27 protein-coding genes are annotated in these 24,546 nt (G+C 66.2%); 8 read left to right on the top strand and 19 right to left on the bottom strand.

What is annotated here, in order from left to right; translation table 11 throughout:
- Positions 1-77 precede the first annotated feature (77 nt).
- The gene (gene ftsH, locus AC5P57_RS04690; protein ID WP_495219491.1) at positions 78-2,012 is read right to left on the bottom strand and encodes an ATP-dependent zinc metalloprotease FtsH; all 1,935 of its coding nucleotides are present in this window, start codon (positions 2,010-2,012) and stop codon (positions 78-80) included.
- Between the two features lie 69 nt (positions 2,013-2,081).
- Positions 2,082-2,714: a 23S rRNA (uridine(2552)-2'-O)-methyltransferase RlmE gene (gene rlmE / locus AC5P57_RS04685; protein ID WP_005409014.1), complete on the bottom strand. Its 633-nt coding sequence runs from the start codon at positions 2,712-2,714 to the stop codon at positions 2,082-2,084.
- Between the two features lie 65 nt (positions 2,715-2,779).
- Here rlmE and yhbY point away from each other — a divergent pair, with 65 nt between their 5' ends.
- Both yhbY and AC5P57_RS04675 read left to right on the top strand, forming a co-directional pair.
- A complete protein-coding gene (gene yhbY / locus AC5P57_RS04680) occupies positions 2,780-3,085 on the top strand; it encodes a ribosome assembly RNA-binding protein YhbY (RefSeq protein WP_004152868.1) in 306 nt (101 codons plus the stop codon).
- 13 nt (positions 3,086-3,098) lie between these two features.
- Positions 3,099-3,473: an Mth938-like domain-containing protein gene (locus AC5P57_RS04675; RefSeq protein WP_099551446.1), complete on the top strand. Its 375-nt coding sequence runs from the start codon at positions 3,099-3,101 to the stop codon at positions 3,471-3,473.
- A gap of 27 nt (positions 3,474-3,500) precedes the next feature.
- On the opposite strand, the gene AC5P57_RS04670 is transcribed toward AC5P57_RS04675, so the two are convergent.
- From AC5P57_RS04670 to surE, 5 genes are all read right to left on the bottom strand, one after another.
- Positions 3,501-3,989, bottom strand: a complete 489-nt coding sequence (locus AC5P57_RS04670) for a hypothetical protein (RefSeq protein ID WP_142807693.1) — start codon at positions 3,987-3,989, stop codon at positions 3,501-3,503.
- A 180-nt stretch (positions 3,990-4,169) separates the two neighbouring features.
- Positions 4,170-4,952 carry a peptidoglycan DD-metalloendopeptidase family protein gene (locus tag AC5P57_RS04665; RefSeq protein WP_099551448.1) on the bottom strand — a complete coding sequence of 261 codons (783 nt, stop codon included), beginning with the start codon at positions 4,950-4,952 and terminating at the stop codon, positions 4,170-4,172.
- Entirely contained in the window at positions 4,949-5,563 is a 615-nt protein-coding gene (locus AC5P57_RS04660) for a YqaA family protein (RefSeq protein ID WP_495219490.1), read from the bottom strand. The genes AC5P57_RS04665 and AC5P57_RS04660 overlap by 4 nt, the downstream gene beginning before the upstream one ends.
- Before the next feature lie 18 nt (positions 5,564-5,581).
- Entirely contained in the window at positions 5,582-6,259 is a 678-nt protein-coding gene (locus AC5P57_RS04655; protein ID WP_049429575.1) for a protein-L-isoaspartate(D-aspartate) O-methyltransferase, read from the bottom strand.
- Positions 6,256-7,035 (bottom strand): 5'/3'-nucleotidase SurE, encoded by a 780-nt coding sequence (gene surE / locus AC5P57_RS04650; protein WP_010485979.1) that lies wholly within the window; start codon positions 7,033-7,035, stop codon positions 6,256-6,258. Before surE ends, AC5P57_RS04655 begins: the two co-directional genes overlap by 4 nt.
- 208 nt (positions 7,036-7,243) lie before the next feature.
- On the opposite strand from surE, the gene AC5P57_RS04645 reads away from it, so the two are divergent.
- Positions 7,244-7,783, top strand: a complete 540-nt coding sequence (locus AC5P57_RS04645) for a Smr/MutS family protein (protein ID WP_099551449.1) — start codon at positions 7,244-7,246, stop codon at positions 7,781-7,783.
- Positions 7,784-7,852: 69 nt separating this feature from the next.
- Here AC5P57_RS04645 and truD read toward each other — a convergent pair whose 3' ends face one another.
- From truD to AC5P57_RS04595, 10 genes are all read right to left on the bottom strand, one after another.
- Positions 7,853-8,884 carry a tRNA pseudouridine(13) synthase TruD gene (truD, locus tag AC5P57_RS04640; protein ID WP_142807691.1) on the bottom strand — a complete coding sequence of 344 codons (1,032 nt, stop codon included), beginning with the start codon at positions 8,882-8,884 and terminating at the stop codon, positions 7,853-7,855.
- Complete coding sequence (gene ispF / locus AC5P57_RS04635) at positions 8,881-9,378, bottom strand: 2-C-methyl-D-erythritol 2,4-cyclodiphosphate synthase (protein ID WP_005409005.1); 498 nt, start codon at positions 9,376-9,378, stop codon at positions 8,881-8,883. Before ispF ends, truD begins: the two co-directional genes overlap by 4 nt.
- A 34-nt stretch (positions 9,379-9,412) precedes the next feature.
- Positions 9,413-10,111, bottom strand: coding sequence for a 2-C-methyl-D-erythritol 4-phosphate cytidylyltransferase (gene ispD, locus AC5P57_RS04630; RefSeq protein ID WP_099551451.1), 699 nt, complete (start codon positions 10,109-10,111; stop codon positions 9,413-9,415).
- The gene (gene ftsB / locus AC5P57_RS04625; protein WP_134528797.1) at positions 10,108-10,461 is read right to left on the bottom strand and encodes a cell division protein FtsB; all 354 of its coding nucleotides are present in this window, start codon (positions 10,459-10,461) and stop codon (positions 10,108-10,110) included. Before ftsB ends, ispD begins: the two co-directional genes overlap by 4 nt.
- Before the next feature lie 4 nt (positions 10,462-10,465).
- Complete coding sequence (gene eno / locus AC5P57_RS04620; RefSeq protein WP_099551453.1) at positions 10,466-11,758, bottom strand: phosphopyruvate hydratase; 1,293 nt, start codon at positions 11,756-11,758, stop codon at positions 10,466-10,468.
- Positions 11,759-11,854: 96 nt separating this feature from the next.
- Entirely contained in the window at positions 11,855-12,184 is a 330-nt protein-coding gene (locus AC5P57_RS04615) for a hypothetical protein (RefSeq protein WP_262236367.1), read from the bottom strand.
- On the bottom strand, positions 12,184-12,531 hold the full coding sequence (locus AC5P57_RS04610) for a hypothetical protein (RefSeq protein ID WP_262236366.1): 348 nt from the start codon (positions 12,529-12,531) through the stop codon (positions 12,184-12,186). The genes AC5P57_RS04615 and AC5P57_RS04610 overlap by 1 nt, the downstream gene beginning before the upstream one ends.
- On the bottom strand, positions 12,528-13,358 hold the full coding sequence (gene kdsA, locus AC5P57_RS04605; RefSeq protein WP_019338187.1) for a 3-deoxy-8-phosphooctulonate synthase: 831 nt from the start codon (positions 13,356-13,358) through the stop codon (positions 12,528-12,530). The genes AC5P57_RS04610 and kdsA overlap by 4 nt, the downstream gene beginning before the upstream one ends.
- Before the next feature lie 89 nt (positions 13,359-13,447).
- Positions 13,448-15,112 carry a CTP synthase gene (gene pyrG / locus AC5P57_RS04600; protein WP_099551456.1) on the bottom strand — a complete coding sequence of 555 codons (1,665 nt, stop codon included), beginning with the start codon at positions 15,110-15,112 and terminating at the stop codon, positions 13,448-13,450.
- A gap of 400 nt (positions 15,113-15,512) precedes the next feature.
- Entirely contained in the window at positions 15,513-15,746 is a 234-nt protein-coding gene (locus tag AC5P57_RS04595) for a hypothetical protein (protein ID WP_049429546.1), read from the bottom strand.
- A 172-nt stretch (positions 15,747-15,918) separates the two neighbouring features.
- Here AC5P57_RS04595 and parE point away from each other — a divergent pair, with 172 nt between their 5' ends.
- From parE to AC5P57_RS04580, 3 genes are all read left to right on the top strand, one after another.
- Positions 15,919-17,808, top strand: coding sequence for a DNA topoisomerase IV subunit B (gene parE / locus AC5P57_RS04590; protein WP_049429545.1), 1,890 nt, complete (start codon positions 15,919-15,921; stop codon positions 17,806-17,808).
- A gap of 126 nt (positions 17,809-17,934) precedes the next feature.
- The gene (locus tag AC5P57_RS04585; RefSeq protein ID WP_262236392.1) at positions 17,935-18,513 is read left to right on the top strand and encodes a GNAT family N-acetyltransferase; all 579 of its coding nucleotides are present in this window, start codon (positions 17,935-17,937) and stop codon (positions 18,511-18,513) included.
- A gap of 110 nt (positions 18,514-18,623) precedes the next feature.
- The gene (locus AC5P57_RS04580) at positions 18,624-20,120 is read left to right on the top strand and encodes a S10 family peptidase (RefSeq protein WP_262236364.1); all 1,497 of its coding nucleotides are present in this window, start codon (positions 18,624-18,626) and stop codon (positions 20,118-20,120) included.
- Positions 20,121-20,491: 371 nt separating this feature from the next.
- On the opposite strand, the gene AC5P57_RS04575 is transcribed toward AC5P57_RS04580, so the two are convergent.
- Both AC5P57_RS04575 and AC5P57_RS04570 read right to left on the bottom strand, forming a co-directional pair.
- A complete protein-coding gene (locus tag AC5P57_RS04575; protein ID WP_099552636.1) occupies positions 20,492-21,613 on the bottom strand; it encodes an inorganic phosphate transporter in 1,122 nt (373 codons plus the stop codon).
- 13 nt (positions 21,614-21,626) lie between these two features.
- A complete protein-coding gene (locus AC5P57_RS04570; protein ID WP_004152833.1) occupies positions 21,627-22,253 on the bottom strand; it encodes a DUF47 domain-containing protein in 627 nt (208 codons plus the stop codon).
- Positions 22,254-22,545: 292 nt separating this feature from the next.
- On the opposite strand from AC5P57_RS04570, the gene AC5P57_RS04565 reads away from it, so the two are divergent.
- Positions 22,546-23,850 (top strand): hemolysin family protein, encoded by a 1,305-nt coding sequence (locus tag AC5P57_RS04565; RefSeq protein ID WP_099552637.1) that lies wholly within the window; start codon positions 22,546-22,548, stop codon positions 23,848-23,850.
- Positions 23,834-24,493, top strand: coding sequence for an exopolysaccharide biosynthesis protein (locus AC5P57_RS04560; RefSeq protein WP_099552638.1), 660 nt, complete (start codon positions 23,834-23,836; stop codon positions 24,491-24,493). Before AC5P57_RS04565 ends, AC5P57_RS04560 begins: the two co-directional genes overlap by 17 nt.
- Positions 24,494-24,546 lie beyond the last annotated feature (53 nt).

Below are 24,546 nucleotides of genomic sequence, written 5' to 3'. Positions count from 1 at the left end.
TTCGGAATGGGCCAGTGGCCCGGAAACGACGAAGCCGGGTTGCCCCGGCCTCGTCTGGTGTCACGTACAGCGGGCCGTCAGTGCGATTCGGCCGGGCCTGCGATCGGCGGCAGCGGACGGACGTCGCCGCCCTTGTCGTCGCCACCGTCCTTGTTCGACTTGTTCCAACCGGCCGGCGGCGGCGGATCGCGACCTTCCATGATGGCGTCGATCTGCGGCGCGTCGATGGTCTCGTACTGCAGCAGCAGCTGGGACATCGCGTGCAGCTTGTCCAGGTTGGCGGTCATCAGCTCGGTGGTACGCGCATAGGCCTCGTCGAGGATGTTGCGAACTTCCTCGTCAATGCGGCGCGCGGTGTCGTTGGACACGCTCTTGTGCTGCGTGACCGAACGGCCCAGGAACACCTCGTCGTCCTCTTCGCCATAGGCGATCGGGCCGAGCTGGTCGGACAGACCCCACTTGGTGACCATGTTGCGGGCCATCTTGGTAGCGCGTTCGATGTCGTTGGAGGCACCGGTGGTGACCTTGTCGGCACCGAAGATCAGCTCCTCGGCCACACGACCACCGTACAGCGAGCACAGCTGCGACTTGATCGCCACGCGGTTCATCGAGTACTTGTCGCCTTCCGGCAGGTACATGGTCACACCCAGCGCACGGCCGCGCGGGATGATGGTGACCTTGTAGACCGGATCATGCTCGGGCACCAGACGACCAACGATGGCGTGGCCGGCTTCGTGGTAGGCGGTGAGGGTCTTCTCCTCCTCGCTCATGGCCATCGAGCGGCGCTCGGCACCCATCAGGATCTTGTCGCGGGCACGGTCGAAGTGGTCCATGCGGACTTCCTTCTCGTTGCCACGTGCAGCGAACAGGGCGGCCTCGTTGCAGAGGTTGGCCAGGTCGGCACCAGAGAAGCCCGGGGTACCACGCGCGATCACCATCGGCTCGACGTCGTCGGCCAGCGGCAGCTTGCGCATGTGGACCTTCAGGATGTGCTCGCGGCCCTTCACGTCCGGCAGGCCGACCACGACCTGGCGGTCGAAACGGCCCGGACGCAGCAGCGCCGGGTCCAGCACGTCCGGACGGTTGGTCGCGGCGATCACGATCACGCCTTCGCCACCTTCGAAACCGTCCATCTCGACCAGCAGCTGGTTCAGGGTCTGCTCGCGCTCGTCATGACCGCCACCCAGGCCGGCACCACGGTGGCGACCGACAGCATCGATTTCGTCGATGAAGATGATGCACGGGGCATGCTTCTTGGCCTGCTCGAACATGTCGCGCACGCGGCTGGCACCGACGCCGACGAACATTTCCACGAAGTCCGAACCGGAGATCGAGAAGAACGGCACCTTGGCCTCGCCCGCGATGGCCTTGGCCAGCAGCGTCTTGCCGGTACCCGGCGGACCCACCATCAGCACGCCGCGCGGAATCTTGCCGCCCAGCTTGGTGAATTTGGACGGGTCGCGCAGGAAGTCGACCAGCTCGCCTACTTCTTCCTTGGCCTCGTCACAACCGGCGACGTCGGCGAAGGTGACCTTGATCTGGTCCTCGCCCTGCAGCTTGGCGCGCGACTTGCCGAAGGACATCGCGCCCTTGGCACCACCGCCACCGCCCTGCATCTGGCGCATGATGAACAACCAGAAGCCGATGATCAGGATGACCGGCAGGAAATTCATCAGGATCGCGCCGAGGGAAATGCCGCTGGACGGCTCCTCCTGCACGATTTCCACGTTCTTGGTACGCAGCACGTTGATCAGGTCACGATCGAACGGCGCGGTGATGGTGGACGACTGCCCACCGCGGGTGGTGTAGGTCAGCTGGCTGGTGCCGCCGCGCATGTCGCCGCCGAAGGCGACCTTCTGCACGTTGCCGCTGTCCACCTGGTCCAGGAACTGCGAGTACGACGCGCCCTGCGCGCCGGCCCCGGAGGACTTCGGCGAGAAGCTCTGGAAGACCACCATCAGCACGACGGCGACGACCACCCATAGCAGGAGGTTCTTGGTCAAGTCGTTCATCCTCATTGGCTCCGGTGTTCCTCTCAGTGCTGGCGTTGCGTTGGGGTCGAACTTGCGTACGTTGCGAGCTTACTTCATGTGGGCGCGTTTTCCCTGACCCAAGGCATACACCTCGGGAGAGCGCTTGCGCGACGCTTCCGGCTTACGGATGGAGACCTTGTCGTACCGGCGGCGCATGTCGCGCACGTAGTCGTCAAAGCCTTCACCCTGGAACAGCTTGATCAGGAATGCCCCACCGGTCTTCAGGTGGTTGTCGGCAAAATCCAGGGCCAGCTCCGCCAGGTGCATCATCCGCGGCTGGTCGACCGCGCCCACACCACTCTTATTGGGGGCCATGTCCGACAGCACAAGGTCTACCGGCTGATCCCCGAGCATGGCTTCAAACTGAGATAGGACGGCTTCTTCCCTGAAGTCACCATGAAGGAACTCCACGCCGGCCAGCGGCGGCATGTCGAGGATGTCCAGGGCCAGCACGCGACCGGTGTCGCCGATCTGTCTCCGCACCTGCTGAGACCAACCGCCAGGGGCCGCACCGAGGTCGACCACCACCATGTGCGGCTTCAGCAACCGGTCACGTTCAAGCAGCTCTTCGAGCTTGTAGGCGGCGCGCGAGCGCATGCCTTCGGCCTGGGCCTTCTTCACGAAGGGGTCGGAGAAGTGTTCCTTGAGCCAGCGCTGGCTGCTTTTGCTGCGGGTAGCCATTGAAAATAGGGGCTGATGGGGTCCTCATGATACCCTGATCGCCCCATTCAACCGTGTTTTCCTGCATGTCCATCGCCCTGACCGCCTCCCAGACCCGTTTCCTGCGCGGCCAAGCCCACGACCTGAAGGCCCTGCTGCAGACCGGCGGCAAGGGCGTGACCCCGGCCTTCATCGCTGAGCTGAACGAAGTGCTGGAGCGCCACGAGCTGGTCAAGGTGAAGGTCGCTGCCGAAGACCGCGACGCCCGTGACGTGATGATCGGCGAGATCGTCGAAGCCACCGAGAGCGCGCTGGTGCAGCGCATCGGCCACGTCGCCGTGCTGTACCGCCCGAGCAAGGAACAGCGCCAGATCGTGCTGCCGCGCGGCTGATCGCCCCACTGCCATGCAGCTGAACCACGAACCGCCGGATTACGCCTACAGCCTGCGCGCCGCCGATGGCCGCTCGGCCAAGGTGAATGACCAGGTGCTGGGCAGCAGTTTCTTCCTGACCCCGGACCAGCTGGTCACGCACTGGCCGGTGGCGAGTGCCGCCGCGCTGCAGCTGGCGGACCTGGAGCCGATCCTGGCGCTGAACCCGGCGCTGATCGTGCTCGGTACCGGTGATCGCCAGGTGTTCCCGCCAGCGGTGGTGATGGCCGCCTGCCTGTCGCGCGGGATCGGCCTGGAAGTGATGAACAACCCGGCCGCCGCACGCACCTTCAACATCCTGGCCGGCGAAGGCCGCAAGGTCGCGGCTGCTTTCATTCTGGAAGGCTGAGGTCGAGTCGCCGGGTGCCTCCCGGCGCTAGCTGCCCGAAGATGTGCAGCGGAAGGCCGAGAACGCCTTGAGCCGGCCAATCAGGTTGCCGCCCTGCCCCCAGCGGATATCCATGACCTTCCAGTCCCGGTCCTGCCGCTGCAGCAGGACCCGGTCGGTCCAACGATAGTCGCCCACGGCCATGTCGACGCGGATCCAGGTGACGTCACCGCTCGATCCGGGCATTCCTACAGATATCGTTTCCGGTCGATCCGGCGCCAGCAGATACGGACTCTGGTCGAGCATATGCGGCTTCTCGTCGTGCGCGGCCAACGCGGCACAGGTCCGCTCGTAAGCGCGCTGCGCGTCGACGGCTGAGCGCAGGGCATCGCCCAGCAGTGACGGAATGGCCGTTTCGTTCGAAGCCGGCGCCTGGACCGCGTCGTAGAGACGGGTAACCACGTCACGCGGATCGCTGGCTGCTGCGGCCAGCGGCGCGACGGTGAGCAGTGCGAGCGCGGAAGCAAAGCGGAACATGCGGCACCGGAGCGGATGGGATCGCTCAAGAATGCCGGGTATTCCATCCGCCGTGAAGGTGAGCCTGCGACACACAAGATCGCAAGTGACCGAGCCTCTGCGGTACCCGAGCCGAACATGGCTCGACGCTACAGGTCAGGATCGCCGGGCGTGGCCCGGCGCTCCCCGTTCCAACGGCGATCAGCGCGCCGGAAGGTACTGCTGCGGGTCGACCGGCTTGCCGTTGTAGCGAATCTCGAAGTGGACCATGTCGCGGTTCGCACCGGTACGGCCCATCTCGGCGATCTGCTCGCCGGCCTTCACGCTCTGCCCTTCATTCACCAGGCGCTTGCGGTTGTGGCCATAGGCCGACAGCCACTGGTCGCTGTGCTTGATGATGATCAGCTCGCCGTAGCCGACCAGGCCGGCACCGGAGTAGACCACCACGCCATTGGCGGTGGCTTTCACCGCCTGGCCGCTGGTGCCGGCGATATCAACGCCCTGCTTGGTGGCGTCACCGGCCACGTAGCGGCCAACGATCGCGCCATCGGCCGGCCAGCGCCAGGCGATGTTGCTCTTCACCGGACCGACCGGCGCCGGGGCCGGCGCGGTGCTGCCGCCACTGCTGCTACCCGGACGCGGCGGGGTGACCACCGTGGTGGGCGCACGGCCGCCACTGGCTCCGGCCGGATACAGCCGGATCACCTGGCCCGGATGAATGGTCGACGGGTTGTCCAGGCTGTTCCAGGCAATCAGGTCGGCCGGGGTGATGTCGTGGATGCGGGCCAGCGCATAGATGGTATCGCCCTTGCGCACGACCACGGTCTGCCCGGGCTTGGGTACCGAAGTCTTCGGCGTGGTCACGCCACCGGTGCTGCCGCCGCCCGGGCGGACCACGGTTGCGGTGCCGCAGGCGGTCAGGGTGGAAACCAGCAACGCCAGCGCGCCGATGCGCACTCCCTTGCTCAGACGATCAGGACTCATGCGAACTTCGACCTCCATACAAACCAGGCGATCAGCACCACCACCAACGCGGTGGCGATCCAGCCCAGCGGTTCAATCCAGCGACGCAGTGCCGCTTCAGCACGCGCACCACCGATACGGATGACCGCGGCCAGCACGAACACGCGCTTGCCACGACCGATCAGCATGCTCAACAGATACTGCGGCATCGGTACACCGACGATACCTGATGCCCACGTGAAGACCTTCATCGGGATGGGCATGAAGCCGCCCAGCACCAGGAAGGTGAACACCGCCCACGGCGACTCGGCCATCTTCGCCTGCACGGTGGTGATGCCCTGCTCGATCGCCGGCAGCATGCCCAGCGCTTCGAACAGCGGCTTGATCGCCTCGAAGGCGTAATGACCCAGCGCATAGCCGACCAGCGCGCCGACCATCGAGCCGGCCAGGCTGAGGGTGGCGAACCACCAGCCGCGTTTCGGCTGGGCCACGCACATCGGCGCCAGCATCACTTCCGGCATCACCGGGAAGATGATCGCCTCGAAGAAGCTCAGCACCGTCAGGTAGGTCGGCGCGCGTTCGTGCGCCGCCCACTTCATCGCCCGCTCGTACAGCGGCCCGAAAATCTTCATGCAACCCTGCTCCGTGGATTAGTCAAGCATGCCGGACAGCAGCGGCACGAAGGTGACCGGCGCCAGCACGCGTTGTTCGATGCTGCCGTCAGCCTTGCGGTCCAGCTGCACCAGCGACTGCCCGCCCGGCCCGCCGACCGGCGCCACCAGGCGGCCGCCCTCGGCCAGCTGCCCGACCAGTTCATCGACCAGTGCGGGCGCCGCGGCGGTGACCACGATGGCATCGAACGGGCCATGCTCGGCCCAGCCGGCGCGGCCGTCGTCATGCTTGGTACGGATGTTCATGCCCAGCGCGCGGAAGCGCTTGCGCGCCTGTCGCAGCAGGTCGCCGATGCGCTCGACTGTGTAGATTTCCAGGCCCAGCGCGCCGAGCACGGCGGCCTGGTAGCCGGAGCCGGTACCGACTTCCAGCACCTTCTTCGGCGAGACCTGCAGCACGGCCTCGGTCATGCGCGCCACCACCCACGGCTGTGAGATGGTCTGGCCGTGGCCGATCGGCAGGGCGGTGTCTTCGTAGGCACGTGACGCCAGCGCTTCATCGATGAACAGATGACGTGGCACCACCCGGATCGCATTCAAGGTCGACTCGTCGACGATGCCGGCCTCGCGCAGGCGATCGACCAGGCGGTCACGCACGCGCTGCGAGGTCATGCCGATACCAACGGCTTCCGGTTGCAGGCGCAGGCGTGGGCTCATGCCGGCTGGTCCAGCGCGGCGCTGAGGCCGCCGACCCAGCTGGCCACTTTCTCCAGTGCCTGGTAGCGGGTCAGGTCGACCTGGATCGGAGTGATCGAGATGTGGCCAGTGCGTACCGCGTGGAAATCGGTGCCGGGGCCGGAGTCCTGCTCACGACCGGCCGGGCCGATCCAGTAGACCTCGTTGCCGCGTGGGTCCTTCTGCGCGATGCAGCCTTCGGCGCGATGGCGGTTGCCGAGGCGGGTGACCTCGAAGCCCTTGACCTCGCTCCACGGCAGGTCAGGCACGTTGACGTTGAGGATGGTGTCAGCCGGCAGCGGATCGGCCTTGAGCCGGGCGACGATCTCCACCGCAGCGCGCGCGGCGGTCTCGAAGTGTTTCGGATCGTGGTTGCGGGTGACCAGCGAGACCGCCACCGCCGGCAGGCCGAGGAAACGACCTTCCATCGCCGCCGAAACGGTGCCGGAATAGATCACATCATCGCCGAGGTTGGCGGCGTTGTTGATACCGGACACGACAATGTCGGGCTCGAATTCAAGCAGGCCGGTCAGCGCCAGGTGCACGCAGTCGGTGGGCGTACCGGCCACCGAGACAGTGTAATGGTCGATGCGCTTGAGGCGGATCGGCAGGTCCAGGGTCAGCGAGTTGCTGGCGCCGGAGCGATCGCGGTCGGGTGCGACCACCGTGACTTCGTGTCCAGCCTCGCGCAGCACCGAGGCCAGCATCCGGATGCCTGCGGCGTCGACACCGTCGTCGTTACTCACCAGGATTCGCATCTTCGATTTAACCGCTTGATTTTCCAAGAATTCGATTCCGTCACCGTGCAGTGTGGGCGGGACCGTCGTGCTCCCTGCGGAAGCCGTCGACCCTGCAAGGGCATCATCTATTGTGCCGCATGCGAGCCGCCGGTCCTACCCTGCCGGCGGTCACGACCGACATCGAACCGTCATAGGCAGACCTGCGCCGGCGGTTTAACCTGTGCGCATGTCGCACCCTGAAGACGAAGATCCGGCCGCATTGTTCCGTGCGGCCATCGGCGAAGTGACGCCGCTGCGCAAGGATGCCGAGCCGGCACCGGCTGCGCCCCGGCCGAAGCCGCGCGCGCGCATGGCCGAACGTGACGAGGCCGAAGCGGCCGGCGAGTTCGCCCGGCTGCTGCGCGACAGCACGCCGCTGGAAGCCGGCGACGTGGCCAGCTATCGCCGCGACAACCTGCCACCACGCCTGTTCCAGCGCCTGAAGCGTGGCCAGTATTCGGTGCAGGACGAGCTGGACCTGCATGGTGCCACCGCCGCGCAGGCGGAGACGCTGCTGCGCCAGTTCCTGCTGGAAGCGCATGCACACGAATACGGCTGCGTGCGCATCATCCACGGCAAAGGTTTGCAGTCCGACGGCGGCGCGCCGGTACTGAAGAACCTTGTCGATCGCCTGCTGCGGCTGCGCAACGACGTGCTGGCGTTCCATTCGGCGCCGACCGGGCAAGGCGGCACCGGCGCGATGCTGGTGCTGCTGGCACGCAGATGAAAAAGGGGACGGAGGGAATTAAGTCGTTTGTGCCACAAACGACTTAATTCCCTCCGTCCCCTTTTTCTGTCAGGCCTGTGAGGCGTCCTCGACCGGGCCGAGCTCGTGCAGCACGGCCGTGGCGTAGCAGCCCGGCGGAAGTGCGAACGACAGTTCCAGCACGTCATCGGCCAGCCACTGGTGCTGCAGCAGCGCCGGGCGCAGGCGCAGCGCGCGGCGCTCCTGCTTCAGGCGCGCGTCTTCCAGGCCGGCCCGCAGCGCCTTCGACTCGTCGTCGTCCAGCGCGGCCAGCTCCAGCTCGCGTGCCGCATCGCTGCTGCGCAGCTCGCCTTCGCCCCACAGCGGTGCGCTGGGATGGATGTCGAAGCGTGCCAGGCGCTCGGCCAGCACGTCGGTGTACGGCTCGGGTCCGAACACGCTGCGGCTGCCATCGAGCATCCACACTTCACCCTCCAGCGGCTGATCCCAGTTGCCCTGCTCCACACGCGCGGCCAGCACGCGGTTGAACAGCGCCGAACGAGCCGCTGACAGCAGCAGCGAACGCTGATCCTTGCGCATGCGGCGGCCACCGAACATCGCCAGTGCCGCCGGCACATTGCCGCCGTCGCGCCCAAAGCGCTGCTCGCCGAACCAGTTCGGCAGACCACGCCCGGCAATCTGCTGCAGGCGTTCACTGATCGCTGCGGCATCGCCCTGCACTTCACGCAGCACCAGCTTGAAACGGTTGCCGGCCAATGCGCCACGCTGCAGCTTGCGGTTGTGCCAGGTCGCTTCGAGCACTTCGATCTCGTCACTGGCCAGCTCGGCCAGGTCCGGCGCGACGCGCTTGGGCAGGTGCACGCTGAAACGTTGGGTGGTGACCGCATGGCGATCCTTCATCCCGGCGTAGCTCACCGCCATTTCCGGCAGGCCCGCCCACTTGGCCAGCACCTTGGCCACATGCACGGTATTGGCACCGCGCTTGCGGATGTGCAGCAGCAGGTGCTCGCCTTCGCCGGTGGCCTCGAAGGCCGGCAGCTCGTCGACCTGGAAATCGTCCGGCGTGGTACGGATGCGCGCCGTCAACAGCGGCGCGCCAAACGCCAACGGCAGCGGGATCATGCCGCCACCAGCAGCACAACGGCCTGTGCGGCGATGCCTTCACCTCGACCGGTGAACCCCAGCTTCTCCGAGGTGGTCGCCTTGACGCTGACCGCATCCAGCGGCAGCTGCAGCAGGCCACCGATGCGCTCACGCATCGCCAGCGCATGCGGGCCAACCTTCGGCCGCTCGCAGATCACGGTGATGTCAGTGTTGCCGACGCGCCAGCCGCGCTCGCGCAGCAGGCTGTCGCAGTGGCGCACGAAATCGCTGCTGTCGGCGCCCTTCCAGCGGTCGTCACTCGGCGGAAAATGCTGGCCGATGTCGCCCAGCGCCAGCGCGCCGAGCATCGCATCGCACAGGGCGTGCAGGATCACGTCGCCATCGCTGTGCGCGAGCACGCCGCAGCTGTGCGGCACGTTCACGCCGCCGAGCATGATGTGATCGCCTTCACCGAAGGCATGGACGTCGTAACCCTGGCCGATACGGACGGGCGGGAACGGTGCGGTGCTCATGGATGCAACCCTTGCAGCAGGGCCGCGCGGACGGTCAGCCGGCGCGGCGGGAAAGTACGAATTCGAACCGGTCCAGATCGGCCGGGGTGGTGACCTTGAAGTTGTCCTCACTGCCTTCCACCAGCAGCGGGCGCTGCCCCTGGCGCTCCATGGCCATGGCCTCGTCGGTGACTTCGACACCGGCGGCCGCGGCTTCGGACAACGCGCGGCTGAGCTGGTGGCGGCGGAACAGCTGTGGTGTCAGCGCGCGCCACAGGCGCTCACGCGGCTCGGTGCCATCGATGCCACCGTCGTCGCCCGCACGCTTGAGCGTGTCGCGCACCGGGGCAGCCAGGATCGCCCCGACCGGATCGGTACGACCGACTTCAAGCAGGCGGCCAAGATCGGCCGGCGACAGGTTCGGCCGCGCGGCATCGTGGACCAGTACGAACTCATCAGCGCGCACCGTCTCCGGCAGCGCCTGCAGGCCAGCCAGCACCGAAGCGGCACGGGTCGCGCCACCGATGCAGGTCAGCACCGGCTTGCCCGCCCACTCGTTCCAGCCGGGCCAGTCGGCGTCGTCCTGGCCGATCACCACCATCGCCCCGGCCACGGCCGGGTGCGCCAGCAGGGCGTCCAGGGTATGGGCAAGCAGGATCTGCCCACCTGCCTGCAGGTACTGTTTGGGCAACGGCGCGCCGAAGCGGGTGCCACGGCCAGCAGCCGGAACCACGACCCAGATCGCCGCACTCATGGCACGTCCGCCGGGTGGTCGCCGACCTCCGCACTGACACCTGCCGCAGGCTGCGCCAGGTGGACCGGCGCATCCTCGACCACGCGGTAGAACTTTTCGCCAGGCTTGATCATGCCCAGCTCGCTGCGCGCGCGCTCCTCGATGGCGGACTGGCCTTCCTTGAGGTCCTTCACTTCCGCAGCGAGCGCATCATTGCGCTGCTGCAGGCCCTCATTGTCCCGCTCCTGGTTGGCGACCTGGGCTTCGAGCATCATCACTTCACCCGAATTTCCCGGACCGAACCAGAAGCGGTACTGCAGCCAGCCCAGCAGCAGGGCCAGCACCAGCAGCATCCAGCGCCAGTCGCGCATCGGCTCAGCGCTTCAGCGAAACGAACGCGTCACGACCGGCGTAACGCGCGCCGGCACCGAGGGCTTCCTCGATGCGCAGCAGCTGGTTGTACTTGGCCACGCGATCGCTGCGGCACAGCGAGCCGGTCTTGATCTGCGTGGCGGTGGTGGCCACGGCGATGTCGGCGATGGTGGTGTCTTCGGTTTCGCCCGAACGGTGCGAGACCACGGCGGCATAGCCGGCGCGATCGGCCATGGCGATCGCTTCCAGGGTTTCGCTCAGGGTGCCGATCTGGTTGACCTTGATCAGGATCGCATTGGCGGTGCCCGAGTCGATGCCTTCCTGGAAGATCTTCGGGTTGGTCACGAACAGGTCGTCGCCGACCAGCTGCACCTTCTTGCCGATGCGGTCGGTCAGCAGCTTCCAGCCCGCCCAGTCATTCTCGGCCAGGCCATCTTCAATGGTGATGATCGGGTACTGCGCGGCCCAGTCGGCGAGGAAGTCGACGAACTGCTCGGAGGTCAGGCGCTTGTTCTCGCCCACCAGGTTGTACTTGCCGTTCTCGAAGAATTCGCTGGAGGCCACGTCCAGGCCCAGCAGCACGTCTTCACCGGCGGTGTAGCCCGCCTTGCCGATCGCTTCGAGGATGGTGTCGAGCGCTTCGACGTTGCTGCGGAAGTCCGGCGCGAAGCCGCCTTCGTCGCCCACCGCCGTGCTCAGGCCGTGGCCCTTCAGCACCGACTTCAGCGAATGGAAGATCTCGGTACCGGCGCGCAGCGCTTCGGAGAACGAGGTGAAGCCCACCGGCAGCACCATGAATTCCTGGAAGTCGACGTTGTTGTCGGCGTGCGCGCCGCCGTTGATGATGTTCATCATCGGCACCGGCAGCGACGGGGTCACGCCGGTCCTGGCGGCCAGGTACTGCCACAGTGCCTGCTTGCTCGATGCGGCGGCGGCGTGCGCGGCGGCCATCGAAACACCCAGCAGCGCGTTGGCGCCCAGGCGGCCCTTGTTCTCGGTGCCATCGAGGTCGATCAGGCGACGGTCGAGGCCGTCCTGGTCGGTGGCCTCGAAGCCCTTCAGCGCATTGGCAATGGTGGTGTTGACGTTGTCGACGGCCTTGCGCACGCCCTTGCCCAGGTAACGGGTCTTGTCGCCGTCACGCAGCTCGACCGCTTCCTTGGTGCCGGTCGAGGCGCCAGAGGGAACCGCGGCACGACCGAACGAACCGTCCTCCAGGATGACTTCGGCTTCCAGCGTGGGGTTGCCACGGCTGTCGAGGATTTCACGGGCGTGGATGCTGCGGATCGTACTCATGGTCGGGCCGGTTACCTGTATGGAGAGGGGGCGACAAAACGAATGCCGCGTGATTATCCCCGGCTGCCCGCCACTTGCCAAATGGCGCAGGCGGCTTCAGCCCCAGCTGGACCCGATCACGATCAGGACCATCGATACCAGCATCACCAGCAATGCACCGGCAATCGCCGCCAGGATGGGGCCACGCTGCCGGCGCCAGGCCAGCACCATCGCCACCGGGCAGCCCAGGAAGGACAGCACCATCGTGACCAGCGCGCCCAGCATCCACCACTGCGTGGCCTCCACGCCGCTGTTTCCGTCCCCTGGTGGCCGGAAACCGGACGTGAAGGCCAGCACGCCCACCACCAGAGCGATCCAGGTCAACACGGACAGCCCCAGGGCGATCAGGCCCCAGTGCCAGCCACGCACCGATGTGCTCGTATTCATCAAAGCAATCCGTAGAACAGGGCGCCGAACCACAGCGACAGCAGGATGATCGCCAGGCCGGCGGCCACCTTGCCACGGTTCAGGCGCCAGGCCAGTACGGCCGCGGCGACGCAGCCTACGGCCGCTACCAACTCCGCGACCATCAGCGCGATGAAGTACGCCCGCAGATCGAGTGCGCTGCTGCCATCACCGGGTGGCCGCACGGACGCGGCACCGATCAGCACCAGGCCGAACATGCCCACGGTGAACAGCACGGCCAGGCCCAGTGCGATCAGGCCCCACGGCCACTGCTTCCAGTGCCGGCGGTGACGCTGGGTTTCCAGCGCCAGCCATGGGTCACGACTCACGCGAAGCGCGAGAAGCCGTGCTTCTTGGTCACTGCGTCGAGTTCCATCAGGGTCTCGAGCAGGGCTTCCATCTGGTCCAGCGGCCACGCATTGGGGCCGTCGGACAGGGCCTTGGACGGGTCCGGATGGGTCTCGGCGAACAGGCCGGAGATGCCCACCGCCACGGCGGCACGGGCCAGCACCGGCACGTGCTCACGCTGGCCACCGGAACTGGTGCCCTGCCCGCCCGGCAGCTGCACCGAATGGGTGGCGTCGAACACCACCGGGCAACCGGTATCGCGCATCACCGCCAACGAACGCATGTCGCTGACCAGGTTGTTGTAGCCGAAGCTGGCACCACGCTCGCAGACCATGATCTGCTCGTTGCCGGTGGCCTTGGCCTTCTCCACGACCGGCTTCATGTCCCACGGCGCCAGGAACTGGCCCTTCTTGATGTTGACCGGCTTGCCGGCCGAGCACACCTTGCGGATGAAGTCGGTCTGGCGGACCAGGAACGCCGGGGTCTGCAGCACGTCCACCACCGAAGCCACTTCATCCATCGGGGTGTATTCGTGGACGTCGGTCAGCACCGGCACGCCGATCTGCTTCTTGACCTCGGCGAGGACCTTCAGGCCCTCTTCCATGCCCGGGCCGCGGAACGCGGTGCCCGAGGTGCGGTTGGCCTTGTCGAAGCTGGACTTGAAGATGAAGTTGACGCCGAGCTTGTCGGTGATCTCCTTCAGCTTGCCGGCGGTATCGAGCTGCAGCTGCATCGACTCGATCACGCAGGGGCCGGCGATCAGGAACAGGGGCTGGTCCAGCCCGACCTCGAATCCACACAGTTTCATGGCGTTTCCTTGTTGTCCGCATCACCGGCAGGGCCGGTGCGCTGGGGGTTGAAGCATGCAGGATGGGGGCCGAAGCCCCCATTCACAAGTCAGGCGCGCGCTGCGGAAAGCAGCTTGCCACCGGCCTTGCGCTCACGCGCGGCGCGGATGAAACCGATGAACAGCGGGTGGCCATCACGCGGCGTGGACAGGAATTCCGGATGCGCCTGGCAGGCCAGGAACCACGGATGCGCGTCGCGCGGCAGTTCGACCACTTCCACCAGAGTGTCGTCCATCGACTTGCCGGCGATCACCAGGCCAGCATCTTCCAGCTGGGTGCGGTAACGGTTGTTGAACTCGTAACGGTGGCGATGGCGCTCGGCGACGACGTCCTTGCCGTACAGCTCGCGGGCCAGCGTGCCCGGCTTCAGGCGCTGTTCCTGCAGGCCCAGGCGCATGGTACCGCCGAGGTCGCTCTTGTCGTCGCGCTTCTCGACATCACCGGTGGCGGTGCGCCATTCGGTGATCAGGCCGATCACCGGGTTCGGCGACTGGCGATCGTTCTCGGTGCTGTTGGCACCTTCCAGGCCCACCACGTTGCGCGCGTAGTCGACCACGGCCGCCTGCATGCCGTAGCAGATACCGAAGTACGGCACCTGCTGCTCGCGGGCGAACTTCGAGGTCAGCACCTTGCCTTCGAAACCACGGTCACCGAAGCCACCCGGCACCAGGATGCCGTCGACATCGGCCAGTGCAGCCATGTCGGTGCCTTCCAGGTCCTGTGCTTCCAGCCACTTCAGGTTGACCTTGGTGCGCTGGCGCAGGCCGCCGTGCTTGAGGGCTTCGCCGACCGACTTGTAGGCGTCCTGGTGATCGACGTACTTGCCGACCACGGCGATGGTCACTTCGTCCAGCGGATGCAGGGTCGCGTCGACCGCGTCTTCCCACATCGACAGGTCGACCGGACCGACCTTGTCAGCCAGCTTCAGCTGGTTGACCACGATCTCGTCCAGGCCCTGTGCATGCAGGCCCGACGGAATGCGGTACAGCACGTCCACATCCGGCACGCTGATCACGGCGCGCTCGGAGACGTTGGTGAACTGGGCGATCTTGCGGCGCTCAGAATCCGGCACCGCCTGCTCGGAACGGCACAGCAGCACGTCCGGCTGGATGCCGATCGAGCGCAGTTCCTTCACCGAGTGCTGGGTCGGCTTGGTCTTCAGCTCACCGGCGGCACCGATGTACGGCACCAGGGTGAGGTGCATGAACAGCGCCTTCTCCGGGCCACGCTCGGTGCGCACCTGGCGGATCGCTTCCAGGAACGGCAGCGACTCGATGTCGCCGACGGTACCGCCGATCTCGACCAGGGCCACGTCATAGCCTTCGGTGGCTTCGTCAATGCAGCGGCGGATCTCGTCGGTGATGTGCGGAATGACCTGCACGGTTGCGCCCAGGTAGTCGCCGCGGCGCTCCTTGCGGATCACGTTCTCGTAGATGCGGCCGGTAGTGACCGAGTTCTTGCGGCTCAGCCGGGTGCGCACGAAGCGCTCGTAGTGGCCCAGGTCGAGGTCGGTCTCGGCGCCGTCGTCGGTGACGTAGACCTCACCGTGCTGGAACGGGCTCATGGTGCCGGGGTCGACGTTGATGTACGGGTCGAGCTTCATCATCGTGACCTTCAGGCCACGGGCTTCGAGAATGGCGGCCAGCGACGCGGCGGCAATGCCTTTGCCGAGCGAGGACACCACGCCGCCGGTTACGAAAATCAAGGGAGTCATGGCTGCAAGCATCCTGTCTGGAAATGGAAAACGGCAGCACCACGCGCACCCGGAGGGCGGGCATGGAGCTTGAAGGGGGTTTTCCGGTTCGCTGGGGCAGCGAGGGAGGTGCTGGGCCGTGCGGCGGCAGGCGCCGGACGGGGACCACCCTGCGAGGTCGGGGCGGCCGTGCCGGTCATATCGACCGTCACCTGCGACCCGCATTGCTGGCGACCACGCATGGTCGTGCCAGCCCATTCGCAAAGGGTGGACACGCACTTACTCCCGGAAAGCCATAGTTTACAGATTGATGGCCGCCAACCCAAGAGGCAGTTGCGGCCATCACACAAAAGAAACGCCCCGCTGGGCGGGGCGTCGGGGGGCGAATCCCTTGCGGCAAGGGCTTCGGAGGGTGGAAGGATTACTTCTTCTTCCTCGCCTCTTCTTCCTCTTCCTGCTGCGGGGCCGGTTGGCCCTGCGCCTTCATCTCGGCATTGGCCTGGGCGCGGCGCTTGGCCTTGGCATCGGCTTCGGCCTGGGCCTTGTCGGCCTGGTCACCCTGCTGCGGGGCCGGCTGGCCGGCGTTCTGCGCCACCACCAGCGGCACTGCAACGGCGGCAGCGGCCAGGATCGCAATGGTCAGCAACTTCTTCATGAGGTCCTCCTCGCGGTATGGCTTGGATGTTTCGACCCAACGGGGGTCGCCGGCGTTCAGATTCCAGCGGCTGCCATTTTACCCCCTCCCCGTCGCCGAGGCTGAACCGCAGGCGTGCAAATTCGCCGCACAGACCGCACACTTGCGCGTCGCTCCGCGCTTTAGAAGATAGATGAACGCCCGCTATAACGCCGCCGATATTGAAGTCCTGTCCGGCCTTGACCCGGTCAAGCGCCGTCCCGGCATGTATACCGACACCGCGCGCCCGAACCACCTGGCGCAGGAAGTGATCGACAACTCGGTGGACGAGGCCCTCGCCGGCCACGCCCGCTCGATCGAGATCACCCTGTACAAGGACGGCAGCGTGGAGGTCAGCGATGACGGCCGCGGCATGCCGGTGGACATCCATCCGGAAGAAAAGATCCCGGGTGTCGAGCTGATCCTCACCCGCCTGCATGCGGGCGGCAAGTTCAGCAACAACAACTACACCTTCTCCGGCGGCCTGCACGGCGTCGGCGTCAGCGTGGTCAACGCGCTGTCGACCCTGGTGGAAGTACACATCAAGCGGGAAGGAGCCGAGCACCGCATCACCTTCCGCAACGGCGACCGCGCCACCCCGCTGGAAGTGGTCGGTACCGTCGGCAAGAAAAACACCGGTACCCGCGTGCGCTTCTGGCCGGACCCGAAGTACTTCGACACGCCCAAGTTCGCGGTGCGCGCGCTCAAGCACCTGCTGCGCGCCAAGGCCGTGCTGTGCCCTGGCCTGACCGTCAAGCTGACCGACGAGGCCACCGGCGAAGTCGACACCTGGTACTACGAAGACGGCCTGCGCGATTACCTGAAGCTGGAACTGGGCGAGCGCGAATCGCTGCCGGCCGACCTGTTCGTCGGCAACCTCAAGAAGGACACCGAGGTGGTGGACTGGGCCGTGGCCTGGCTGCCGGAAGGCGAGCTGGTACAGGAAAGCTACGTCAACCTGATTCCCACCGCGCAGCACGGCACCCACGTCAACGGCCTGCGTACCGGCCTGACCGAGGCGCTGCGCGAGTTCTGCGACTTCCGTAACCTGCTGCCGCGTGGCGTCAAGCTGGCCCCGGAAGACGTGTGGGACCGCGTGTCGTTCGTGCTGTCGCTGAAGATGACCGACCCGCAGTTCAGCGGCCAGACCAAGGAACGCCTGTCCTCGCGCCAGGCGGCCGGTTTCGTTGAAGGCGCGGCCCACGATGCCTTCAGCCTGCTGTTGAACCAGAACGTGGAGCTGGGCGAGAAGATCGCGCAGATCGCCATCGAGCGCGCCAGCGCGCGCCTGAAGACCGAGAAGCTGGTCGTCCGCAAGAAGGTCACCCAGGGCCCGGCCCTGCCCGGCAAGCTGGCCGACTGCATCAGCCAGGACCTGTCCCGTACCGAGCTGTTCCTTGTGGAAGGTGATTCGGCTGGCGGCAGCGCCAAGCAGGCCCGCGACAAGGACTTCCAGGCCATCATGCCGTTGCGCGGAAAGATCCTGAACACCTGGGAAGTCTCGTCCAACAGCGTGCTGGCCTCGGAAGAAGTGCACAACCTGGCCATCGCCATCGGCTGCGACCCGGGCAAGGACGACATCAGCGGCCTGCGCTACGGCAAGGTCATCATCCTGGCCGACGCGGACTCCGACGGCCTGCACATCGCAACGCTGCTGACCGCGCTGTTCCTGAAGCACTTCCCGGCGCTGGTCGATGCCGGCCACGTGTTCGTGGCGATGCCGCCGCTGTTCCGCATCGACGTGGGCAAGCAGGTGTTCTATGCCCTGGACGAGGAAGAAAAGCGCTCGATGCTGGACAAGATCGAACGCGAGAAGATCAAGGGCGCCATCAACGTGACCCGCTTCAAGGGCCTGGGCGAGATGAACCCGCCGCAGCTGCGTGAATCCACCATCCACCCGGATACGCGCCGCCTGGTGCAGCTGACCGTGGATGATCGCGAACAGACAAGTTCGCTGATGGACATGCTGCTGGCCAAGAAGCGCGCCTCCGACCGCAAGGGCTGGCTGGAGTCGAAGGGCGACCTCGCCTCCCTGGAAGTCTGATCCTGAGCGGGGTCGGATCCCTTTCCTGCGGAAAGGGATCCGACCCCATCCGCTCCGGAGCCATCCCGCCGCCATCGGCAAACCCGGCGGCGCCATAATGCGCGTCCACCCGTGTGGACCATCGTATTGGCCAGCCACTCGTTGCTGTTCCCCGCCCTGCCGCTGCACAGCGCGCGGTTGGTGCTGAGCCCGATCCGCCGTGACGACGCGGCCGCGTTGTTCACGCTGCAATCCAATCCGGACGTGATGCGCTGGTGGAACCACCCGGCCTGGACGCGTCCGGCCGAAGCCCGCGAACAGATCGACGACGATCTTGCTGCGCACGCCATCGGTACCCAGTTGAAGCTGGCCGTGCGCGAATCACCCAACGGCCCACTGCTGGGCATCTGCGTTGCGTTCGCCATTGATCGCGAGGCCATGCGCGCCGAGATCGGCTATCTCTTGGCACCCGACCGCCAGGGCCAGGGATACATGCATGAGGCCCTGCAGCAGATGCTGGGCTATCTGTTCCGGACCCTGCACCTGCATCGCGTGGAAGCCGAGATCGACCCGCGCAACGCTCCGTCCGTGCACGTACTGGAACGCCTGGGCTTCCACCGCGAGGGGGTGCTGCGCCAGCGCTGGCGCATCCAGGGAGAACTGGCCGACTCGGCCGTCTATGGCCTGCTGGCCGACGACGACGCGGCAGCGACCCTGCCCGCTTGACCCAATCTGGCCAGTGGCGGCCTCGACGCGCGGCCATGCCTTTGGACACATACGGCATGGCCCGTCACCAGCCTAGCATCGGAACCCCCTTCCGCTGCCGATCCGGTGCCATGAAGTCCCTGCTGCACACTGCCGCGCTCTGCGTCGGCCTGCTCATCGCCCCAGCCAGCGTGCTGGCCGCGCCTGACGCCGACGCCAAGCCCGATCCGAAAGACGACAGGACCGAAGCCCCTGCACTGCCCGCCGATGCGTCGGCGCGCCAGAGCATGCGCCTGGCCGGCCGCACCCTCGACTACACCGCCACCGTGGGCACCCTGCCGGTGCGCGACGAGAAGGGCAAGGTGATCGCCGATGTGGTGTTCACCGCCTACACGATGCCGGGCAAGGACCGGCCGGTGACCTTCGCCCTCAATGGCGGCCCCGGGGCATCGTCGGTGTACCTCAACATGGGTGCCATCGGGCCCAAGGTGGTGACCTTCGGCTCCGAGGGTGACAGCGCATCGGCGCCGGCCAACCTGCACGACAACCCGGGCACCTGGCTGGACTTCACCGACCTGGTGTTCATCGATCCGGTCGGCACCGGCTTCAGCCGCGCACGCATCGGCGACGACGAAGCCAAGAAGGCGCTGTACAACCCCAGTGCCGACATCGAATACCTGTCACGCTCGATCTACGACTGGCTGCTGCGCAACCAGCGCATGGCGTCGCGCAAATACCTGACCGGCGAGAGCTACGGTGGCTACCGTGGCCCGCGCATCACCCACTTCCTGCAGACCCGGCTGGGCGTGGCGATGAACGGCCTCGTGCTGGTCTCGCCCTACCTGAGCCCGACCCTGGAAGACAACGCCGATGTCTCGCCGATGGCGTGGATGCAGACGCTGCCGTCGATCGCTGCAGCGCACCTGGAGCGCCAGGGCAAGCTGACCGATGCGGCGATGCAGGAGGTGGTCGAGTACACCCGCGGCGACTACGCCACCGCGTTGATGAAGGGCCGCAGCGACCCGCAGGCGACCGAGGCGATGCTGCGCCGGGTAACCGAGCTGACCGGGCTTGACCCGCAGTTCGTGCGCCGTGCCGGTGGCCGCCTGGAAACCCAGGCCTACCTGCGCGAGGTATTCCGCGACAAGGGCACGCTGGGCAGCCGTTACGATTCCAATGTGACTGCGTTCGATCCGTTCCCGAACGATCCGGAGCAGCGCGCCAACGATCCGCTGCTGGACAGCATCATCGCGCCGACCACCACCGCGATGGTCGACTTCGTGACGCGCGTGGTCGGCTGGAAGGTGGATGCGCGCTACCAGGCGCTGAATTACGACGTGAACCGGCTGTGGGACCGCAACGGCGACCTTCGCCAGGGTGCGGTGACCCAGCTGCGCCAGGCGGTGGCGATCGACCCGCACCTGCAGGTGCTGATCGTGCACGGCTGGAATGACCTGTCGTGCCCGTTCATGGGGTCGATCCTGACGGTGGACCAGATGCCGACGATGGGCAGCAACCCGGACCGCGTGCAGGTGAGAAGCTATCCGGGTGGGCACATGTTCTACAGCCGGGCGGACAGCCAGGCGGCGTTCCGCAAGGATGTGCAGGCGTTGTTCCAACGTAATTGAGGGGTTCGGCCGGGCCTGCGGCCCGGCACCCGCTGGATCAACGGCAACTGCAACGGCAACGTCAAAAGCAGGGTTTCCGTGGGCTAGCGAGGTGGGGTGGGGTTGCAGGACACGCCGTAAACCCATCCCTGGGGGCTCGATGGCGCCATCCATGGCGCCAACGGTCCTGCAACCCCACCCCACCCCGCCGCTCACAGGTTCCTGCTGATGTTGGTGGGTGCCGACCGTTGGTCGGCACGGAATCGGATCCCTGTTTCTGCTCTGGTAGGTGTCGACCTTGGTCGACACGAGGTGTGCGGAAGAATTCTCTGCCCATGAAAAAAGCCCGCCGGTATCCGGCGGGCTTTTTCGTGTGCACCCTGGCGTGGCGATCAGGTCCAGCCGAACAGCTCGAACAGCTTCAGGATCAGGTACGCACAGCCGCCGGCTGCCGGGATGGTCAGGATCCAGGCCCAGACGATGCGTTCGATCACGCCGAACTTCAGCGAGCGCGGGTTCTTGGCGAAGCCGACACCCATGATCGCGGTGGAGATGCTGTGCGTGGTCGAGACCGGCATGCCGAAGTGGGCGGCCAGGGTCAGGATGGTGGCCGAGCTGGTCTCCGCGGCGAAGCCGTGGATCGGGTGCAGCTTGACCATCTTGTGGCCCAGGGTCTTGATGATCTTCCAGCCGCCCGAGGCGGTACCGGCAGCCATCACTACCGCACAGGTCAGCACGATCCACATCGCGATGCCGTCACCGGCGTGCGCATCCGGGTGCATGAAGGCCAGCCAGGACGGCAGGTCATCCAGCGCACCGGTGGCTTCGGCTCCGATCAGGGTCATGGCGATGATGCCCATGGTCTTCTGCGCGTCGTTGTGGCCGTGGGCGAAGCCCATGTAGGCCGCCGAGGCGATCTGGGCCTTGCCGAAGAACGCATTGACGATGCGCGGCCGGGCCAGGCGACCGATGGCACCACCGATCTTGGCCAGTCCGGCGATCAGGCCCCACAGCAGCACCATCACCACGATGCCGAGCAGGAAACCGGCAATCGGCGAGGTGATCATCGGCACGAACACCTTCCACAGCAGGCCCTTGTTCTGCGCCCAGCTGCCCAGGCGCTCGGACCAGATCAGCGCGTCCCAGTTGTTGTGGGCCGCGGCCAGGCCGGCGCCGCAGAGACCACCGATCAGGGCGTGCGAGGACGACGACGGCAGCCCCTTCCACCAGGTGATCAGGTTCCAGATGATGCCGCCCAGCAGGGCGCACAGGATCACCTGCGGGGTGACGTCGACCACGTTGGTGTTGAGCAGGCCCGACGCGATGGTCAGCGCCACCGCGGTACCAGTCAGCGCGCCGATGAGGTTCATGAAGGCGGCCAGCATCACCGCCCAGCCGGGCGAGAGCACCTTGGTCGCCACCACGGTGGCAATGGAGTTGGCGGTGTCGTGGAAGCCGTTGATGAACTCGAAGACGAGCGCGGCCAGGATCACCACCAGGACAAGGGTCAACATGCGGCGGCGTCCGTCAGCTGTTCTTCAACACGATCTGGTACGCCACCACGCCGGCCTCGCGGCAGCGGTCGATGGCCTTTTCCAGGATCTCGAAGAATTCCTTCAGCAGGAACATCTGCAGGTTGTCCAGGCGGCCGGAATAGATGTCGCGGTACAGCTCGAGCATCAGGCGGTCGGCCTCGTTCTCAAGCGAGCGCAGCTTCTCGTTCAGCGCGGTCATCCGGTCCAGGTTCATGTGGCGCAGGTCGGCCACCATCTCCACCACCACGCCGGCGGCCTGTTCCAGCATCGCCGCGCGCGGCGCGAAGTCGATGTGTTCCAGATGGGTCGTGGCCAGCGAATAGCGATCGGCGAACTTCTCGATCTGCTTCGGAATCTTGTACAGGGCCGAGCCCAGCGCTTCGATGTCTTCGCGCTCGATCGGGGTCATGAAGCTGTCCACCAGCGCCTGGCTGATCTTGTCCGAGGCCGCGCGTTCGCGCAGGCGAGCCAGCTTGAAGGCGTCCAGCGCGGGCTGGCGGTCGGCCTCGCGCAGCATGGAATGCAGCGCCTTGGCGGCGTCGGAGGCCGCGACGGCAGCCTCATCGAGCAGGGTGTAGAACTGTTTGCCGGAACCGAAAATGGTCTGCAGAGAGAACATTGAGAAACCTGTCAGCCGTCGCGGGAAGGACGGCACCAGACGGAATTATGACGGCTAGATGACCATCTCGGGTATCCCCGCCCCCTTTCCGGGCATCGAGACCCCCAACCTGAACAGGCGGTTGCCACCCTGCCACGCCCCTTTGCTAAGATGCCAGCGCGCCTTCGGGCGCACCCTATGGACGACGACCCTTATCCCCCAGCGCCGCGCCGGACCCCGTTCCTGAGCGCCTGCCGCCATCGCAAGCACCCGCCCTCCCTGCCACCAACCGGGGACGACGCCCGTGTTTGAAATGATCCTGATTGTCTTCGCGCTTGTTCTGTTGAACGGCTTCTTCGCCATGTCCGAGATGTCGGTCATGACTTCGCGCAAGAGCCGCCTGAAGCAGATGGCCGCCACCTCCAAGCGCGCCGCCAAGGCGCTGGAACTGTCGGAGAAGCCGGAGAGCTTCCTGTCCACCGTGCAGATCGGCATCACCGTGATCGGCGTGCTGACCGGCTACCTCGGTGGTGAAGCGCTGGGCGAAGCCTTCGCCGGCTGGATCCAGGGTCTGATGCCGGGCTTCGCTTACGCCGGCAACATCGGCACCGCGCTGGCGGTCAGCCTGATCACCTTCATCACGCTGATCTTCGGCGAACTGGTACCCAAACGCCTGGCACTGACCCGCTCGGAAGCCATCGCTGGCCTGGTGGCGATGCCGATGAGCTGGCTGGCCAAGCTCGCCCTGCCCTTCGTCTGGCTGCTGTCCAAGACCACCCAGCTGGTGCTGCGCCTGTTCGGCCTGGGCAAGGATGAAGTCGCCTCGGTGACTGAAGAAGAGATCCGCATGCTGGTGGCCGAGAGCCACGAGGCCGGCGTGATCGACGCCCACGAGCGCGACATGATGAACCGCGTCATGCGCCTGGGTGACCGCACCGCCGACAGCCTGATGACCCCGCGCAACCGCATCGCCTGGCTGGATACCCAGGGCGGACTGGAGCGCAACCTGGAAATCATGGCCGAGCACGAGTTCTCCCGGTACCCGGTGTACCGCGACAACGACATGGACGTGGTCGGCGTGCTTGAACTGAAATCGCTGGCCACGCGCATGGCGCGCGGTGACAACGCGTTGTTCCAGACCCTGCGCGAGCCGCTGTACGTTTCTGAATCGACCCACGCGATGAAGCTGCTGGAGATCTTCCGCGAGGAACAGCAGTCGATGGCACTGGTGGTGGACGAGTACGGCGAGATCCAGGGCCTGGTGACCATCAGCGACCTGATGGGCGCAGTGGTTGGTCGTCTGCAGGCGGTGGAGAACGCCGACGAGGACGCGCTGGTGGTGACCCGCGAAGACGGCTCGCTGCTGGTGGACGGATCGCTGCCGATCGAAGACGTGCGCGAACTGATCGGCAGCAACGACCTGCCCGACGCCGAGGACGGCGACTACTACACGCTGGCCGGCATGTGCATCCATTACTTCGGCCGCATTCCGCACGCGGGCGAGTACTTCGACTGGGCTGGCTGGCGCTTCGAAGTGGTCGACCTCGACGGTGCGCGCGTGGACAAGCTGCTGCTGCGCACGTTGTCCGACGAGCAGGCCGATGAGCTCACCGCCTGAGGCCGGCCAGGGTCCGGACGCCGAGCGCCCGACCTACCGCAACGAGGGCATCCGCACCCTGCTGGAGATGTTTGCCTCCGGTGATCCGGCCGAGCACATGCCGCTTGGCCGGATCCTGTGCAACCTGCAGCAGAGCGCGTTCGGCGTGTTCCTGTTCGTGGCGATCCTGCCGTCGTTCATTCCGATTCCGGGCATGGGCGGTGCGGTCAGCGGGCCGCTGGTGATCCTGATCGGCCTGCAGATGCTGTGCTGCCTGCGCCGTCCCTGGCTGCCCGGCTTCATTGCCCGGCGCGGGCCGAAGCGCGGCACCATGCACCGCTTCCTCGACCGTATCGATCGTCCGCTGCGGCGCCTGGACAAGATGCTGAAGCCGCGCCTGCCGCGGCTGCTGACACCACTGCCCGCCCACGCCTTCACCGGCCTGCTGCTGGTGCTGCTGGGCGTTCTGCTGTCGCTGCCGATTCCGTTCACCAATTTCCTGTTCGGCTTCCAGTTGCTGCTGTTCGCGCTGGCGCTGCTGGAGCGCGATGGCGCGCTGATGCTGTTCAACTGGATCGCGGCGCTGGCGGCAATCGCCTTCTTCGGTTTCAGTTCGGGGCAGCTGGTGGGCTATACGGTGGAACTGTTCCAGCGCTGGTTCTGAGCCGGAATCCGGTAGAGCCGGCCGCTGGCCGGCTGCCACGTTTCCAGGTTTGC

Source organism: Stenotrophomonas sp. YJH_SMC_79, assembly GCF_059367995.1.
Note: the sequence above shows the minus strand (reverse complement) of the source record. Positions and strands in the feature narration are given on the sequence as shown.

Bases quoted from the DNA above. Each gene is read 5' to 3' on its own strand.
- ftsH (WP_495219491.1), bottom strand. From the start codon at position 2,012: ATGAACGACTTGACCAAGAACCTCCTGCTATGGGTGGTCGTCGCCGTC.
- rlmE (WP_005409014.1), bottom strand. From the start codon at position 2,714: ATGGCTACCCGCAGCAAAAGCAGCCAGCGCTGGCTCAAGGAACACTTC.
- yhbY (WP_004152868.1), top strand. From the start codon at position 2,780: ATGTCCATCGCCCTGACCGCCTCCCAGACCCGTTTCCTGCGCGGCCAA.
- AC5P57_RS04675 (WP_099551446.1), top strand. From the start codon at position 3,099: ATGCAGCTGAACCACGAACCGCCGGATTACGCCTACAGCCTGCGCGCC.
- AC5P57_RS04670 (WP_142807693.1), bottom strand. From the start codon at position 3,989: ATGTTCCGCTTTGCTTCCGCGCTCGCACTGCTCACCGTCGCGCCGCTG.
- AC5P57_RS04665 (WP_099551448.1), bottom strand. From the start codon at position 4,952: ATGAGTCCTGATCGTCTGAGCAAGGGAGTGCGCATCGGCGCGCTGGCG.
- AC5P57_RS04660 (WP_495219490.1), bottom strand. From the start codon at position 5,563: ATGAAGATTTTCGGGCCGCTGTACGAGCGGGCGATGAAGTGGGCGGCG.
- AC5P57_RS04655 (WP_049429575.1), bottom strand. From the start codon at position 6,259: ATGAGCCCACGCCTGCGCCTGCAACCGGAAGCCGTTGGTATCGGCATG.
- surE (WP_010485979.1), bottom strand. From the start codon at position 7,035: ATGCGAATCCTGGTGAGTAACGACGACGGTGTCGACGCCGCAGGCATC.
- AC5P57_RS04645 (WP_099551449.1), top strand. From the start codon at position 7,244: ATGTCGCACCCTGAAGACGAAGATCCGGCCGCATTGTTCCGTGCGGCC.
- truD (WP_142807691.1), bottom strand. From the start codon at position 8,884: ATGATCCCGCTGCCGTTGGCGTTTGGCGCGCCGCTGTTGACGGCGCGC.
- ispF (WP_005409005.1), bottom strand. From the start codon at position 9,378: ATGAGCACCGCACCGTTCCCGCCCGTCCGTATCGGCCAGGGTTACGAC.
- ispD (WP_099551451.1), bottom strand. From the start codon at position 10,111: ATGAGTGCGGCGATCTGGGTCGTGGTTCCGGCTGCTGGCCGTGGCACC.
- ftsB (WP_134528797.1), bottom strand. From the start codon at position 10,461: ATGCGCGACTGGCGCTGGATGCTGCTGGTGCTGGCCCTGCTGCTGGGC.
- eno (WP_099551453.1), bottom strand. From the start codon at position 11,758: ATGAGTACGATCCGCAGCATCCACGCCCGTGAAATCCTCGACAGCCGT.
- AC5P57_RS04615 (WP_262236367.1), bottom strand. From the start codon at position 12,184: ATGAATACGAGCACATCGGTGCGTGGCTGGCACTGGGGCCTGATCGCC.
- kdsA (WP_019338187.1), bottom strand. From the start codon at position 13,358: ATGAAACTGTGTGGATTCGAGGTCGGGCTGGACCAGCCCCTGTTCCTG.
- pyrG (WP_099551456.1), bottom strand. From the start codon at position 15,112: ATGACTCCCTTGATTTTCGTAACCGGCGGCGTGGTGTCCTCGCTCGGC.
- AC5P57_RS04595 (WP_049429546.1), bottom strand. From the start codon at position 15,746: ATGAAGAAGTTGCTGACCATTGCGATCCTGGCCGCTGCCGCCGTTGCA.
- parE (WP_049429545.1), top strand. From the start codon at position 15,919: ATGAACGCCCGCTATAACGCCGCCGATATTGAAGTCCTGTCCGGCCTT.
- AC5P57_RS04580 (WP_262236364.1), top strand. From the start codon at position 18,624: ATGAAGTCCCTGCTGCACACTGCCGCGCTCTGCGTCGGCCTGCTCATC.
- AC5P57_RS04575 (WP_099552636.1), bottom strand. From the start codon at position 21,613: ATGTTGACCCTTGTCCTGGTGGTGATCCTGGCCGCGCTCGTCTTCGAG.
- AC5P57_RS04570 (WP_004152833.1), bottom strand. From the start codon at position 22,253: ATGTTCTCTCTGCAGACCATTTTCGGTTCCGGCAAACAGTTCTACACC.
- AC5P57_RS04565 (WP_099552637.1), top strand. From the start codon at position 22,546: ATGATCCTGATTGTCTTCGCGCTTGTTCTGTTGAACGGCTTCTTCGCC.
- AC5P57_RS04560 (WP_099552638.1), top strand. From the start codon at position 23,834: ATGAGCTCACCGCCTGAGGCCGGCCAGGGTCCGGACGCCGAGCGCCCG.